The organism is Arthrobacter sp. Ld5 (assembly GCF_051172775.1).
Classification (GTDB): Bacteria; Actinomycetota; Actinomycetes; order Actinomycetales; family Micrococcaceae; genus Arthrobacter_D.
The window spans coordinates 22,890-37,501 of sequence record NZ_JBPKBO010000019.1 but is presented as its reverse complement, the minus strand read 5'-3'; the positions used below and the strand labels follow the sequence as shown (position 1 = coordinate 37,501).

The 14,612-nt window shown below is 69.9% G+C and carries 14 protein-coding genes and 1 pseudogene; 9 read left to right on the top strand and 6 right to left on the bottom strand.

The window, feature by feature from the left end; translation table 11 throughout:
• Window positions 1-20 precede the first annotated feature (20 nt).
• Both ACSGDB_RS09315 and ACSGDB_RS09310 read left to right on the top strand, forming a co-directional pair.
• Entirely contained in the window at window positions 21-1,661 is a 1,641-nt protein-coding gene (locus ACSGDB_RS09315) for an amidohydrolase (RefSeq protein WP_434994323.1), read from the top strand.
• A 417-nt stretch (window positions 1,662-2,078) separates the two neighbouring features.
• Window positions 2,079-2,804, top strand: a complete 726-nt coding sequence (locus tag ACSGDB_RS09310; protein ID WP_434994322.1) for a polyprenol monophosphomannose synthase — start codon at window positions 2,079-2,081, stop codon at window positions 2,802-2,804.
• Window positions 2,805-2,874: 70 nt separating this feature from the next.
• Here the strand turns inward: ACSGDB_RS09310 and ACSGDB_RS09305 are convergent, their stop codons facing one another.
• From ACSGDB_RS09305 to ACSGDB_RS09290, 4 genes are all read right to left on the bottom strand, one after another.
• Window positions 2,875-3,222, bottom strand: a complete 348-nt coding sequence (locus ACSGDB_RS09305; protein ID WP_434994321.1) for an RNA polymerase-binding protein RbpA — start codon at window positions 3,220-3,222, stop codon at window positions 2,875-2,877.
• 209 nt (window positions 3,223-3,431) lie between these two features.
• Window positions 3,432-4,364, bottom strand: a complete 933-nt coding sequence (locus ACSGDB_RS09300) for an SPFH domain-containing protein (protein ID WP_434994320.1) — start codon at window positions 4,362-4,364, stop codon at window positions 3,432-3,434.
• Window positions 4,365-4,437: 73 nt separating this feature from the next.
• Window positions 4,438-4,914: an NfeD family protein gene (locus tag ACSGDB_RS09295; protein WP_434994319.1), complete on the bottom strand. Its 477-nt coding sequence runs from the start codon at window positions 4,912-4,914 to the stop codon at window positions 4,438-4,440.
• Window positions 4,915-5,017: 103 nt separating this feature from the next.
• The gene (locus tag ACSGDB_RS09290) at window positions 5,018-5,908 is read right to left on the bottom strand and encodes a putative RNA methyltransferase (protein ID WP_434994318.1); all 891 of its coding nucleotides are present in this window, start codon (window positions 5,906-5,908) and stop codon (window positions 5,018-5,020) included.
• A gap of 71 nt (window positions 5,909-5,979) precedes the next feature.
• On the opposite strand from ACSGDB_RS09290, the gene ACSGDB_RS09285 reads away from it, so the two are divergent.
• Entirely contained in the window at window positions 5,980-8,016 is a 2,037-nt protein-coding gene (locus ACSGDB_RS09285; protein WP_434994317.1) for a S9 family peptidase, read from the top strand.
• Window positions 8,017-8,035: 19 nt separating this feature from the next.
• On the opposite strand, the gene ACSGDB_RS09280 is transcribed toward ACSGDB_RS09285, so the two are convergent.
• On the bottom strand, window positions 8,036-8,686 hold the full coding sequence (locus ACSGDB_RS09280; protein ID WP_434994316.1) for a peptide deformylase: 651 nt from the start codon (window positions 8,684-8,686) through the stop codon (window positions 8,036-8,038).
• 148 nt (window positions 8,687-8,834) lie between these two features.
• Between ACSGDB_RS09280 and ACSGDB_RS09275 the strand changes: the two genes are divergently transcribed.
• The 5 genes from ACSGDB_RS09275 (at window position 8,835) to ACSGDB_RS09255 (ending at window position 13,829) form a co-directional block, all read left to right on the top strand.
• On the top strand, window positions 8,835-11,222 hold the full coding sequence (locus ACSGDB_RS09275; protein ID WP_434994315.1) for an ATP-binding cassette domain-containing protein: 2,388 nt from the start codon (window positions 8,835-8,837) through the stop codon (window positions 11,220-11,222).
• A gap of 132 nt (window positions 11,223-11,354) precedes the next feature.
• Window positions 11,355-12,263 carry an alpha/beta fold hydrolase gene (locus ACSGDB_RS09270; protein WP_434994314.1) on the top strand — a complete coding sequence of 303 codons (909 nt, stop codon included), beginning with the start codon at window positions 11,355-11,357 and terminating at the stop codon, window positions 12,261-12,263.
• A 371-nt stretch (window positions 12,264-12,634) separates the two neighbouring features.
• Window positions 12,635-12,922 (top strand): hypothetical protein, encoded by a 288-nt coding sequence (locus ACSGDB_RS09265; RefSeq protein ID WP_434994493.1) that lies wholly within the window; start codon window positions 12,635-12,637, stop codon window positions 12,920-12,922.
• Window positions 12,808-13,053, top strand: coding sequence for a phospholipase D-like domain-containing protein (locus ACSGDB_RS09260; RefSeq protein ID WP_434994313.1), 246 nt, complete (start codon window positions 12,808-12,810; stop codon window positions 13,051-13,053). The genes ACSGDB_RS09265 and ACSGDB_RS09260 overlap by 115 nt, the downstream gene beginning before the upstream one ends.
• 161 nt (window positions 13,054-13,214) lie before the next feature.
• Window positions 13,215-13,829 carry a DM13 domain-containing protein gene (locus ACSGDB_RS09255; RefSeq protein ID WP_434994312.1) on the top strand — a complete coding sequence of 205 codons (615 nt, stop codon included), beginning with the start codon at window positions 13,215-13,217 and terminating at the stop codon, window positions 13,827-13,829.
• Between the two features lie 101 nt (window positions 13,830-13,930).
• On the opposite strand, the pseudogene ACSGDB_RS09250 reads toward ACSGDB_RS09255, so the two are convergent.
• Window positions 13,931-14,140 (bottom strand): annotated as a pseudogene (locus ACSGDB_RS09250) (alpha-hydroxy-acid oxidizing protein); the annotation flags it as partial.
• 107 nt (window positions 14,141-14,247) lie between these two features.
• Here ACSGDB_RS09250 and ACSGDB_RS09245 point away from each other — a divergent pair.
• Window positions 14,248-14,502: a hypothetical protein gene (locus ACSGDB_RS09245; protein ID WP_434994310.1), complete on the top strand. Its 255-nt coding sequence runs from the start codon at window positions 14,248-14,250 to the stop codon at window positions 14,500-14,502.
• Window positions 14,503-14,612 lie beyond the last annotated feature (110 nt).

Genomic DNA, 14,612 nt, shown 5'->3' with positions numbered 1-14,612 from the left:
GAAAGCCACCCAGCGCCGCCATGCCATCCCCCGATCGCCCCCTGCCCGTCCTGTACCGCAACGGGTCCGTCTACAGCCCCGCCGATCCCTTCGCCACCGCCATGCTCGTGGACGGTGGGACGGTGGCCTGGGTGGGGACGGAGCACGCCGCCGCCAACCTCACCGGTCCCGGCGTCCGCACCGTGGACCTCGACGGCGCGCTCATCGCCCCGGGGTTCGTCGACGCGCACGCGCACACCACCGAGACGGGGATCGCCCTGGGCTCGATCGACCTCACCGCGTGCCGGTCGCTGCACGACCTGCTCGACGCGGTGGCGGCGGCGGCGAGCTCCGGCGCCTCCACGATCCTGGGATTCGGCTGGGACGAGTCCCAGTGGCCTGAGAAGCGGGTGCCGACCGCCGGGGAGCTCGACCGCGCGGGTGGCGGCGCCCTCGTCTACCTGGTGCGCGCCGACATCCACTCGGCCGCCGTCTCGGGCACGCTGGCGGCCGGCCTCGGTCTCGCGGCCACCGACGGCTGGGAGGACGGCTTCGTGGTCCGGGACGCCCACGAGGCGGCACGCCGGGCAACCCGGAGCCTGTCCGCGGACCAGCGCCGCACCTACCAGCAGGCGGCGCTGCTGCACGCGGCCTCCCGTGGCTACGTCGCGCTGACGGAGATGGCCGCCCCGCACATCGCGCCCCTCGAGGACCTGGAGACACTGCTGACGATCGACGGCCCGGCCGGGGGGCAGCCGCTGCCCGAGGTCATCCCCTACTGGGCACAGCTGACCTCCTCCCGGCAGGAGGTGCGCGACCTGATGCTGGGCTTCGGCGGGCGCCTGGTGGGCCTCGCCGGGGACCTCAACGTCGACGGGTCGATCGGCTCGCGCACCGCGGCGCTCCGCGAGCCCTACAGCGACGCCCCGGCCAGCCGGGGCACGCTCTACCTGGGTGCGGACGACGTCGCCGGTCACCTGCTGGCTACGACGGCCGAGACCGTGCAGGCCGGCTTCCATGTGATCGGGGACGCTGGGCTCGACGTCGTCCTGCAGGCCCTCGAGCGTACCGCGCGGGAACTGGGCATCGAGGAGGTCCGGCGTGCCCGCCACCGCCTGGAGCACGTCGAACTCGCCGACGACGCCGCGATCGCCGGCCTGGTGCACTACGGGGTCGCCGTCAGCGGCCAGCCGGCCTTCGACGCCCTCTGGGGCGCCGGGGACGGCCTGTACGCCCAGCGGCTGGGGGAGCGGCGTGCGGGCATGAACCGCTTCGCCTCGCTCCTGTCCGCCGGTGTGCTCGTGGCGCTGGGGTCGGACAGCCCGGTCACGCCGCTCGATCCGTGGGCCTCGGTACGCGCGTGCCTCCGCCACAGCAACGCCTCGGAGAACATCTCGGCGCGGGCGGCGTTCATCGCGCACACGCGCGCGGGCTGGCGGCTCGCCGGCCGCAGCCCGATGATGGGACAGCTCGCCCCGGGGACACCCGCGTCCTTCGCGGTCTGGAGGGTCGACGAACTCATGGTGCAGACCCCGGACAACCGGGTGCAGTCCTGGAGCACCGATCCCCGCGCGGGTACCCCGCTGCTGCCGGCGCTCGACACCGAGAACGCGCCCGAGTGCCTGGAAACCGTGCACGACGGGCACCGCCTCTTCGTCGCGGACGGCTTCGCCGGCGCCTGACCCGGCTCCCCGCGGTCTGCATCCGTTGGAGGACACCGACAACCCCCTGACCTGCAGGGACGGCCATCGCCGCAGGTCAGGGGGTTGTTGACACGTCCTCCACAGCACGTAAGCTCGAGGGAACGGGTTAGACGAACTCCTGCGGGAGGGAACCTGGCTGGTCTCCGCAAGCGCAACGCATCGGCCTCTTCATTGGCGCGCGTTGCCCATTTCCTCGGAGCCGGCATTCAAAGGGCAGGTCCACACGCCAGTAGAAAACGGTGGCCGCACGCGTGCGGGCACCGGTACGAAGGCGTGGGGGCCTGCCCGAGTGCTCTCCCCGGCGGCCCTGCCGCGTGGTCGCCTATACTGCAGACTGGCTCCTTCTGCGGAGCGGTCCGTGCGCGATGCGCATCCCGATGGAAAGGCCCCACCTGCGTGCGAGTCCTCACGATCATTCCCACCTACAACGAGATCGAGTCGCTGCCGGTCACCCTGGCCCGCCTGCGTGCCGCCGTCCCCGCATCCGACGTGCTGGTCGTCGACGACAACAGCCCGGACGGGACCGGTGACCTCGCCGACCGTGCCGCCGCAGCCGACGACCAGGTCCACGTGCTGCACCGCAGGGGCAAGGAGGGCCTGGGCGCGGCCTACATCGCAGGATTCCGGTGGGGCCTGGAGCGGGACTACGACGTCCTCGTCGAGATGGACGCGGACGGCTCCCACCGGCCCGAGCAGCTGCAGGGCCTGCTCGACGCGGTACACCGTGCGGACCTCGTGATCGGCAGCCGCTGGGTCCGCGGCGGCAGCGTCGTCAACTGGCCCCTGCACCGGAAGCTCCTCTCGCGCGGGGGCAGCACCTACTCACGGCTCATGCTGGGCCTGCCAGTCCACGACATCACCGCCGGGTTCCGGGCGTTCCGCCGCACCACGCTGGAGGCGCTCGACCTCTCGGCGGTCGATTCCGTGGGCTACGGTTTCCAGGTCGACATGACCTTCAGGGTCGCGCGCCTGGGCCTGACCATCGTCGAGGTCCCGATCACCTTCGTGGAACGGGAACTCGGGGTCTCGAAGATGAGCGGGAACATCGTCTTCGAGGCGATCGCCAATGTGACCCGCTGGGGACTCGGAGCACGCTGGGCCAAGCTCACCGGCAGGGCCTGAGACCGGCCATGACGACGAAGAAGGCACCCGCCGCGGCGGGTGCCTTCTTTGTCGGTGGAACGTGTCGGGCCTAGGCGGACCGGCGCTCACCGCGACGCTCGCGGAGGATCGTCAGGCGGTCCTGCAGGATCTGCTCGAGTTCCTCGACCGACCGGCGCTCGAGGAGCATGTCCCAGTGGGTCCGCACGGGCTTGTCGTTCGAGGTGTCGGGCTTCTCGCCGTCGACCAGGAGTGCTTCCTTGCCGGTCTTCGAGACCCAGGTCGGGGGGATGTCGGCCTCCGAGGAGAACGTCACGAAGACCCGCTCGCCGTCCTCGCACCGGTACTCCACACGCTGCCGGGGAGCGGGCTCGACGCCGGACTCCGTTTCCATCGACTGCGCCCCGAGGCGCATACCGCGCAGGCTGCGATCGCTCATGTTGTTCTCCTAGTCACCCTGGTGCCCGTCGCCGGGGACCGTTGCCGCTGTTGTCTCTTCCGGATGCATCGACCGGCGCGTGCCGCCGACACACACCGGGACCGCCGCCGCCGGGAGGCGACGGGGAAGCTGTCTGTCATAACACCGCATGCCCCAGGCTTGTTCCTGCACGACACACGGGTAAACACCTGAGTATACAGGGCACCGCCCTAGGTGCGGCTCCCGAGTTCCGGTCCGTCCGACGGCGCATCGGGCGTGGTCGTGCCCAGCACGTTGCCGATGCCCTTCAGCGCCTCACCGACCTCGCTCGGGATGATCCAGAGCTTGTTCGCGGAGCCGTCCGCGAGCTTCGGCAGGGTCTGCAGGTACTGGTAGGCGAGGAGCTTCTGTGTCGGGTTCCCCTTGTGGATGGCGTCGAAGACCTTGTGGATCGCCTGGGCCTCGCCGTCCGCACGGAGGATCGCCGCCTTCGCGTCACCCTCGGCCGCCAGGATCGCGGCCTGGCGCTGGCCCTCCGCGGTCAGGATCTGGGACTGCTTGGTGCCCTCGGCGGTGAGGATGGCCGCGCGGCGGTCACGCTCGGCGCGCATCTGCTTCTCCATGGAGTCCTGGATGGACAGGGGCGGGTCGATCGCCTTGAGCTCCACGCGTCCCACGCGGATGCCCCACCGCCCCGTCGCCTCGTCCAGGACGCCGCGGAGCTGGCCGTTGATCTGGTCGCGCGAGGTCAGGGCCTCCTCGAGGTTCAACCCGCCGACCACGTTCCGGAGGGTCGTCGTCGTCAGCTGCTCGACGGCCTGGATGTAGTTGGCGATCTCGTACGTCGCCGCACGCGGGTCGGTGACCTGGAAGTACACGACGGTGTCGATGGAGACCACCAGGTTGTCCTCGGTGATCACCGGCTGGGGCGGAAAGGACACGACCTGCTCACGGAGGTCGAGCAGCGGCAGCAGCCGGTCGACGAACGGGATGAGGATGGTCAGCCCGGGATTCAGTGTCCGCTGGTACTTGCCGAGGCGCTCGACCACCCCGGCGCGCGCCTGCGGGATGATCCGCACGGACTTCACGAGGATGACCAGGACGAAGATGACGAGGACGATCAGTACGAGGGTGACCCCGATCGTTCCTGCGGAGGCGTTCATAAATCCCCTTCGGTGTGGGTGGGTGCCCGTCCCGGCCGATCGGCCGCGGAGCGGGAGAACTAGCGGCGCGCGGTCACGGCTCGGCGACCGGAGGGGAGGGGCGCTCGTGCGCGGGCTCGACGACGGCGGTGGCCCCGTCGATCCTCGCGACGGCCAGGCGCGCCCCGGCGGGGAGGGAGGCGCCGTCGGCCGACCGGGCGGTCCACGTGTCGCCGCCGATCTTCACGGTGCCGGAGTGCGCGGTCACGGGTTCGAGGGCGACGGCCGCGGCGCCCACGAGGCGGTCGATGTTGTTCAGCTGGTCGGCCGGGCCCCTCTTGAGGTGACGGACCGCCACCGGCCGGACGAGCAGGATCATGAGGAGGGACACCACGGCGAAGACGACGATCTGGAGGACCAGCCCCGCGCCCATGAAGTCGGCCACGAGGGCGGCCATCGCCCCGACGGCGAGCATGATGAACAGCAGGTCGAGGGTGAGCGTCTCCACGACGGCGAGGCCCAGGAACAGGACCAGCCACAGGACCCAGCCGTTGGCGACTATCCAGTCCATCGAGCAACCCCCTCCTCGGCGCGCGCGTGACCCGAGCGCTACTCCCATCATGGCAAACGGGCGCGGCATAACCTAGGGATCGCCGGCCGGGATCGGGGAGTTGTTACCCTTCCGTGCCGTCCTCCGGGTCCTCGGGGACCCCGTCGCGGCGGGCCGTCGCGCCCGGTCGAGCGAGGACCTGCACGGTGAAGCGCGCGGCCACCTCGAGCGGGGCTGCCGGACCCGGCGACGGCGTCGCGCCTTCCGCGCCGTGGTGGCGGGCAGCGGGACCCATCACGAGCGCCGACCGGGCGAGGTCCGGCGGCAGGGTCATGGTGTAGTCGAGGTCGTCGCGCCCGGTTTCCACGAGGGCGCCCTCGAAGGACGCCAGGACGTCGTCGGCCTTCTGGGCCGGGACCGACAGCAGCGGGCCCACCTCCTCCAGGCCGGCCAGGTGGCCGGGCCGCGGGGTGACGACCACGAGGCGCCCGCCGGGTGCGAGCACCCGCACGAACTCCCCGGCGTTCCGCGGGGCGAAGACGTTGAGGAGCACGTCCACCGACGCGTCGGCCACGGGGAGCGGCCGCCAGACGTCCCAGACGATGCAGAGGCCCCCCGGCAGGCGCCGTGCCGCACGGCGGAGGGCGATCTTCGAGACGTCGAGCGCGACCGGGAAGAGGCCGGGCACCGCGGCGGCGAGGCCCTCCAGGTAGTACCCCGTCCCGGCGCCGGCGTCGAGCGCGATCGCCGGCGCCTCGGCGCCCCGTAGCGCGGCAGCGACCACCGACTCGCGCAGCGGCGCGTAGTGACCCGAACCCAGGAACGCTTCCCGCGCCTCGACCATCCCGGCCGTATCACCCTCGAACGGGGAGCCCCTGCCGGTCAGCAGGTTGACGTAGCCCTGACGTGCCGCATCGAAGCGATGTCCGCGTTCGCAGGCCAGGGCGCGGCCGACGTCCTGGAGCGCGAGCGTGCAGACCGGGCAGGTCAGGAGGTGCTGGGGGAGGACGGGCATCGTTCCATCCTAGGCAGGGGATCGGACCTCACCCGTTGACTCAGGCCACTATTTCGGGTCTGATCGGGAGGGTGAAACCTGACCAGATAGAACTCCTGACCACCGTCGACGCTCCGACCCTCCACCCCGACGGCACGCGCCTCGTGGTCTCCGCGACCCGCCCCGACCTCCGCGCCGACGCGTACGTCGGCCAACTGTGGGAGATCGCGCTCGATGGAGGGACCCGGCGACGCCTGACCCGCGGCTTCCGCGACACGGCGCCGCGCTACTCGCCCGACGGCGAGCTCCTCCTGTTCCTCCGGGCGGCGCCGGGCGGCAAGCCCCAGCTGTTCGCCGTCCGTGCCTCCGGCGGCGAACCCCTCCAGGTGACCGACCAGCCCCTGGGGGTGAGCCGGTTCGACATCTCGCCCGACTCGCGCACGGTGGTCTTCGCCGCGCGGGTACCCGAGCACGGGCGCTACGGGACGCTGGACGGCGTCGGTGCCGGGCTGGAGGATCCGCGCCTGGTCACGCAGTACAAGTACCGGATGAACGGCCTCGGCTACGTGACGGACAAGCGCTCGCAGCTCTTCACGGTGACCGTGCCCGATGTCGACGCGGAACCTTTCGTCGCAGCCGTCGGCCGCCTCAAGCAGCAGCACGCCGACGGACCGGGCGCCCTCGAGGCCGAGGGCGCCGTCCCGACAGCGACCCGGCTGACCACGGCCGACGCCGACCACACGGAGCCCGTCTTCTCCGCGGACGGCCGCCGGATCTTCTTCACCGCGGCACTCCAGCCGGATGCGGACTCCACGCTCGTGACCGACATCCACTCGATCGATCTGGCCGGCGGCGATCCTCGCCAGCTCACGAACCAGGGCGGGGACACGCGCCTCGGCTGCGGAGCACCACGGCTGAGCGCCGATGGATCCTCGCTGTTCTTCCTCGCCACGGACCTCTCGCCGTCGGGCCTGGACTTCGTCGCCCGCAACACGGCCCTGTACGTCCTGCCGCTCACCGGTCCGCAGGAGGTCCGGCGCCTGACGGATCCGGAGACCGTCGACTTCGGCGACGTCCAGGAGATCGTGGCGCACGGCCCCGACGCCGTGCTGGTGTTCAACCGCGCCCGCGGGATGGGCGAACTCCTCCGCGTGTCCGCCGGCGGGGAGTCCGCGACCCTCGTCACCGGGCCCACCGTCGTCACCGGGGCGGCGTCGACCGGGAGCACCGTCGTCGTCTCCTACACTGACCCGGAGACATCCGGCGACGTCGCCGTCGTCGAGGGTGGCGCCCTGCGCACCCTGTCCGACTTCTCGGCGGCCCTGCGCGCCGACACGCGCGTCGGGGAGCTGCAGGAACGCACCTACACCGCGCCCGACGGCACCCCCGTGCACGGATGGGTCGTCCTGCCCGAGGGCGAGGGGCCGCACCCGGTGCTCCTCGTCATCCACGGCGGTCCGTTCGCCCAGTACGGCTGGGGCTACTTCGACGAGGCCCAGGTGTACGCCGCGGCGGGCTACGCCGTCCTGCTGTGCAACCCGCGCGGTGCCTCCGGGTACGGCCAGGCGCACGCGCGCGTGATCAAGGAGGCCATGGGCACCGTGGACCTCGACGACGTCCTCGCCTACGTCGACGGCGCGCTCGCCGACGTCGACGCCCTGGACGGGGAGCGGCTCGGCGTCATGGGCGGCTCCTACGGCGGGTACCTGACCGCGTGGACCATCGCGAACGACCACCGCTTCCGGGCGGCCATCGTGGAGCGGGGCTACCTCGATCCGCCGTCGTTCGTCGGCTCGTCCGACATCGGCTGGTTCTTCTCCGAGGCGTACACCGGGACCGATCCGGCGCACGTCGCCGGACAGAACCCGTTCGCGAAGATCGCCGACGTGCGGACGCCCGCGTTCGTCATCCACTCGGAGGAGGACCTCCGCTGCCCGATCGAGCAGGCCCAGCGGTATTACACGGCCCTGAAGAAGCAGGGCGTGGAGACGGAACTGCTCGTGTTCCCGGGTGAGACGCACGAGCTGTCCCGGTCGGGGTCGCCGTGGCACCGGAGGCAGCGCTTCGAGCACATCCTTCGCTGGTGGTCGACGTACCTTCCCACGACGGCGAACCCCGCCGCCGGCTGAGGGCCGTGGGGCGGCGGGGTCAGAAGCCGAGGCCCCGCCGCGCCTCGTCGACCGTCGGCCGGGCCCACCGGTGGTGCTCCGCGTCCGCGGTGAGGGACCGCAGGATCGCGCGGTCGAGGTAGAGCGTCCCGTTCAGGTGATCCGTCTCGTGCTGGACGATCCTCGCCGGCCAGCCCGCGAATCCCGTGGTGACGATGCGGCCGTCCGGGCGCGCGTACGTCGCCTCGACGCGGTGGGGACGCTCGACGACAGCCTGGTAGCCCGGCACCGAGAGGCAGCCCTCGTAGAATGCGTCGACCTCCCCGGCCGTGGCGGTGTAGCGCGGATTGATGAGGACCGTGAAGGGCAGGGCCGGGCGGGACCGCGCGGCGGCGATCTCCGGATCCGCGGCTCCCGCATCCTCCAGGACGGCGATCCGCAGGGGAATGCCGATCTGCGGTGCGGCGAGGCCCACGCCCGGCGCTGCGTGCATGACCCTGCGCATCGTGTCGATCAGGCGGGCGAGGGTGGCGTCGTCAAGCTGCCCGTCGTAGTCCTGGGCGGCCCGGCGTAGGACCGGGTGGCCGGCGGCCACGATCGGCGGGAGCTCGTCGTCGAGGACGGACCGGACGTGGGCTGCGATCGCCTCCTGTGACAGTGGGACGGCGGGGAACGGGGCATCGGCGGTCATCCGTCCAGCAAAGCACAACCGCGGACACGACCGGGTGCCGGCCCGTTGCCGGGGGCGTCGGGAGGCACGACAATCAAAGGTGGCGCCCGGCAGACGATGGTCCGCCGTGCGCGGGGCCGCCCGCGGGCGCACGGACATTGGAGGCACCATGAGCACCACCAGCACCGACCTCGACCCGGCGGCAGCGCATGTGGCGGACAGCCATGACCTCATCCGCGTCCGGGGTGCACGGGAGAACAACCTGAAGGACATCACGATCGAGCTCCCGAAGCGCCGGCTCTCGGTCTTCACCGGGGTGTCCGGCTCCGGCAAGAGCTCCCTGGTCTTCGGGACCATCGCAGCCGAGTCGCAGCGGATGATCAACGAGACGTACAGCGCCTTCGTCCAGGGCTTCATGCCCACGCTGGCCCGGCCCGACGTGGACGTGCTCGAGGGCCTGACTACCGCGATCATCGTCGACCAGGAGCGGATGGGCGCCAATCCGCGCTCCACGGTGGGAACCGCCACCGACGTCAACGCGATGCTGCGCATCGTGTTCTCCCGGCTGGGCCGGCCGCAGATCGGCCCACCGCAGGCCTTCTCCTTCAACGTCGCCTCCATCAGCGGGGCCGGCGCCGTCACTTTCGAACGCGGCGGCACCACGGTCAAGGAGCGCCGCAGCTTCACCGTGACCGGCGGGATGTGCCCGCGCTGCGAGGGCATGGGATCGGTGACGGACGTGGACCTCACCCAGCTCTACGACGACACGAAGTCCCTCACCGGAGGAGCGCTGACCATCCCCGGATACAGCATGGAGGGCTGGTACGGGAGGATCTACGGCGGCTGCGGATTCTTCGAAGCGGACAAGCCCATCCGCGACTTCACCGACCGCGAACTGCAGGACCTGCTCTACCGGGAGCCGACCAAAATCAAGGTCGACGGCATCAACATCACCTACGAGGGCCTCGTCCCGAAGATCCAGAAGTCCATGCTGTCCAAGGATCGCGAGTCGATGCAGCCGCACATCCGCGCGTTCGTGGACCGGGCCATCACGTTCACCCCGTGCCCCGCGTGCCTCGGTACCCGACTGAACGACGCCGCACGGTCCTCGACGATCGACGGCATGAGCATCGCCGACGCGTGCGCCCTGCAGATCAGCGACCTCGCCGCCTGGGTACGGGGACTCGACGAACCGTCCGTCGCGCCGCTGCTGGCGGCGCTGGGGGAGACCCTCGACTCGTTCGTCGAGATCGGCCTCGGCTACCTCAGCCTCGACCGCTCGTCCGGCACGCTCTCCGGCGGCGAGTCCCAGCGGACCAAGATGATCCGCCACCTCGGCTCCTCGCTCACCGACGTCACCTACGTCTTCGACGAGCCGACCATCGGCCTGCATCCGCACGACATCCAGCGCATGAACGAGCTGCTGCTGCGCCTGCGGGACAAGGGCAACACCGTGCTGGTGGTCGAGCACAAGCCCGAGATAATCGCGATCGCCGACCACGTCGTCGACCTCGGCCCCGGTGCCGGCGCGGCCGGCGGGAGCGTCTGCTTCGAGGGGTCACTGGCGGACCTGCGCCGCAGCGGCACCCTCACGGGGCGGCACCTCGGCGACCGCGCCGCCCTGAAGGACGCGGTGAGGTCGCGGCACGGCGCGTTGGAGATCAGGGGAGCGACGGCGCACAACGTGCGCGACGTCGACGTCGACATCCCGTTGGGCGTCCTGTGCGTCGTCACCGGCGTGGCGGGCTCCGGCAAGAGCTCCCTCATCCACGGTTCGGTCTCCGTGCTGGACGGCGTGGTCGCGGTGGACCAGACGCCCATCAAGGGTTCGCGCCGCAGCAACCCGGCCACCTACACCGGGATGCTCGACCCCATCCGTAAGGCGTTCGCGAAGGCCAACGGAGTGAAACCGGCTCTGTTCAGTGCCAATTCGGCGGGCGCCTGCCCCGGTTGCAACGGCGCGGGCGTGATCTTCACGGACCTGGCCATGATGGCGGGCGTCGCGACGACCTGCGAGGTCTGCGACGGCAAGCGCTTCCTGGCCGAGGTGCTCGAGTACACCCTCGGCGGCAAGGACATCAGCGAGGTGCTGTCGATGCCCGTCGCGGCCGCCGCCGCGTTCTTCGGTGCGGGGGAGACGGGAGTACCCGCCGCCGCCGCGATCCTCGGCAGGTTGTCCGACGTCGGGCTGGGATACCTGAGCCTCGGGCAGCCGCTGACGACCCTGTCCGGTGGCGAGCGTCAGCGGCTGAAGCTCGCCACGCACATGGGGGAGAAGGGCGGTGTGCTGGTCCTGGACGAGCCGACCGCCGGGCTCCATCTCGCCGACGTCGAGAACCTGCTGGGCCTGCTGGACCGTCTGGTGGACGCCGGGAAGTCGGTCATCGTCATCGAGCACCACCAGGCCGTCATGGCCCACGCGGACTGGATCATCGACTTGGGACCCGGTGCCGGGCACGACGGTGGCGCGGTCGTCTTCGAGGGCACGCCCGCCGACCTCGTCGCCGCCCGCTCGACCCTGACCGGCAGGCATCTGGCGGACTACGTCGCAGGCTGACCGTTCGCGGCCCGCATCACCCTCGGGGAATGACACCCGGCGCATGCTCGAGGGCTACCCTCGACGTATGGTCGGCAACCCGCGGAGGGAAGGTCCCGTGTGCCGGCGTTCCCAGGACCGATCGGAGACGATGTGACGATCAGCACGGGGCGCCGGTTGCCCAGGCGTGCGGCGTCGGCACTGGCGGAACGCTGGACGAACATCGACGGCGTCGACGTCTTCTACCGGGAATCACCCGCCTGCCCCGATGCCCCCGTCATGATGCACGTGCACGGATTCGGCCTCTCGGGGCGTTACCTGCTGCCGACGGCGGAGCGCCTCCGCGACGAGTTCCACACCCTGGTCCCGGACCTTCCGGGCTTCGGTCGCAGCGGGCGGTCGACCGGACCTCTCGACGTCCCCGACCTCGCGCACGCGGCGGCGCGGTTCCTGGACGATCGGAACGTCACATCGGCCACCCTGGTCGGCAACTCGATGGGCTGCCCGATCATCTGCGAGTTCGCGTACCGCTATCCGGAGCGTCTCGACCGGGCCGTCCTCGTCTCGCCCGCCGGGGGAGCGTACAACCAGCCGCTCCTCCGCGCCGTCCGTCAACTGGCCCGCGACGGCACCCGGGAGCCGGTCGGGATGCTCCGCGTCGCAGCCCCGGACTACCTCCGATTCGGTGTTCCCAGCACCTTCAGGATGTTCCAGGCCCTCACCCGATACCCGTCACTCGAACGCCTGCTGGCCCTGAGGATCCCGACGCTGGTGGTCATCGGCGACCGCGATCCGCTCATGCCGAGCCCTGCACGGGTCCGCGAGGTGGCCGGCCGCACGGACAACCACGTTCTCGTGGTGATCATGGAAGGGGCTGCGCACGCCATCAACTTCAGCAACCCCGGCGAACTGGCCCATGTCATCCGCCAGTTCATGGCAGACGAGCCGATCGTCGACGATCCCGATGAGCCCGGTCGCTCACGCTCCTACGAGATCCACCGCGGGACGTTCCACCCGCCGCACAACCCGGCGGGTGGGCGACAGACCCCTTCCGGGCCATGACCTGAATCGCCGATGACTCATGTTTCGTCGAGTCGGCTGATGCAGCACTGCGGCCCCAGGGTGGGCATCGCGTGGCCGCTGCATGACCTCTGCGGACGGCCTGCGCCCACCATCGGGCCACTGCCGCACAGCGCGGGTTCACTTGACCGACCCCGGACAGGCCACCAGCTCGGCCCCCCGAATCGGGCCTGCGGCGGAACGGTGGATGACCACCGTCGCACACCGGCAACAATGGGATGAGGCCTTTACCGCCGGTGCAACGATGCTTTCCCCCTTCGTACCTCTCGAGGCAACCACTCGGATCATCTCCGTTCACTCGAGCGGGTGATCGCACTCTCTACGAGGGACACACCGCCTACTTCGACGACCTCGTGGACGAAGTGCAGCAACCCGATTACTACAGGACCGTCACCGCCGGAACGCGCGGGGACAAGATCACGGCGCACTTTTCCCCCAGTGCCACCGTGGACCCTATCGTCGACCGGCTTTCCGCACTCGACTGCAGGAAGAAAGGCCGAACCGAAGTGCGGATCGGTATGTCGGAATGGGACGAAACCAGGATCGGCATCGCCGATCGACTCGTCCAGATGGGGCAAGCCGGGTGCACGGTCCGCATCGTCCACGGCCCGCTGGGAAGAAGTCGGATCGCAACATCGTGATCACCGGAAGCCACAACTACAACTCGACGTCCTTGCACCGTAACGATGAAGCCATCGTGGAAACGGATGATCGCAGAATCTACTCGAAGTACCGCGAGAACTTCGAGCAAATGTGGACGGTGGCGACGTAACCCAGCTCGTCGGGCCGCAGCGACCACATCCAAGGTGCGTGTGTTCTGATCCTTGACCAGCCCTGAGCTATCGGGCAGGTGCTCGGCGAGTTGAAACGAGGCCCCTCGTTTCGTCAGTCGTTTTTCAGGGAAACCACAGGCTCGGAGAACTACTCTGTGGCATGACGCCCATCCGCAAGGCACTTCTCCTGGGAGGGTCGGCGTTGGCCGTGCTCCTGCTCGTCGTCGCCGCGATCGTGTTCAAGCCCTGGCTGCTGTTCGTCGACGTCCGCGTGGACGACGACATCCCCGCCGTCGCAGCAGCACCGACGACCGGGACGGACACCACCGTCCCGGAGCCGGTGGGCGCAGAAGGCGACGGCGGGCCGGCGACCACCCCGACCAGCCCGTCGATGCCGGAGCCGATGGAGAGTGTGGCAGGTCCGGTCCTGCTGAGCCGGGGCACATTTGTCGACCACGAGCATCCGACGTCGGGGACAGCCAGCATCATCGTTCAGCCCGACGGCTCACGGCTGCTGGCCATCGAAGGGCTCCAGACCACGAACGGGCCCGACGTCCATGTCTGGCTCAGCGCGGCCGACGTGGTCGAGGGTTTGGACGGGTGGTACACGGCCGGATCAGCGGAGCGCGTGGACCTCGGCCCGATCAAGGGCAACCAGGGAGACCAGGTCTACCCCATCCCGGATGACGTCGATCTCGACCGGTTCCCGGCCGTCGACCTCTGGTGTGTGCAGTTCGGGGTGTCCTTCGGCGCAGCGCAACTCTCGAACGTCTGAGCTAAGAACCGCCCCCGAACTCGGCCTGACGCCGGCCCTGGTCGGTTGTGCCCCCGGTCATCATGTACGAGCCAGGGGTAATAAGGAACCACCCACGGCCATCACCTGGTTGTTGCGCTCTGCTCCTCACGCCGCGCGGCTACCGGCACGAAACGCGTGAGCTGAGTGACATGTCTGGGCTCAAGTTCGCCGAGGTGTGAGACGCCGAGCAGGCGCATAGTCCGCTCGATCTCGTCCCGGAGGGTCGCGATGGTCCCGTCGACGCCCTCGCGACCGCCAGCCATGAGCCCTTAGAGGTAGACCCGTCCAATAAAGGGTGGGAGCACCCTGATCCCTGTGGATGCACGCTCGGTCAAAGGACGTGACTCCTCGGTGATGCTCATCCCTTCACCGATCCTGCCGGCAGGCCCTTCTGGATTTGCTGGTCGAAGAAGAAGCAGATCACAAGCATCCCGATTACATTGAGCGATGTGGCGGGGAAAAGTGGGCCGTACTGCACCGAGCCGAATCGACCGCTGAAATTGAGCAGTCCTACCTGGAGGGTGCGGAGCTCACCGAAGTTCGTGAAGGTCAGTGCGATCAGCAGGTCGTTCCAGAGAAAGAAGGGAGCCCCGTTGCCGTGTACGTGATCCGCAAAGGCCAGAGGGTGCCGGTGAGCCCGGTCTGGAAGTAGACCGTGAACAGGGGCAGCAGAATCATCCGGGTGGGAAGCTTGATTCCCGCGGGGAAGGGAGGACGGTGCATCCTTCCTTCCAGGCCGGTATCTCGAGGGCGAAACCTGCT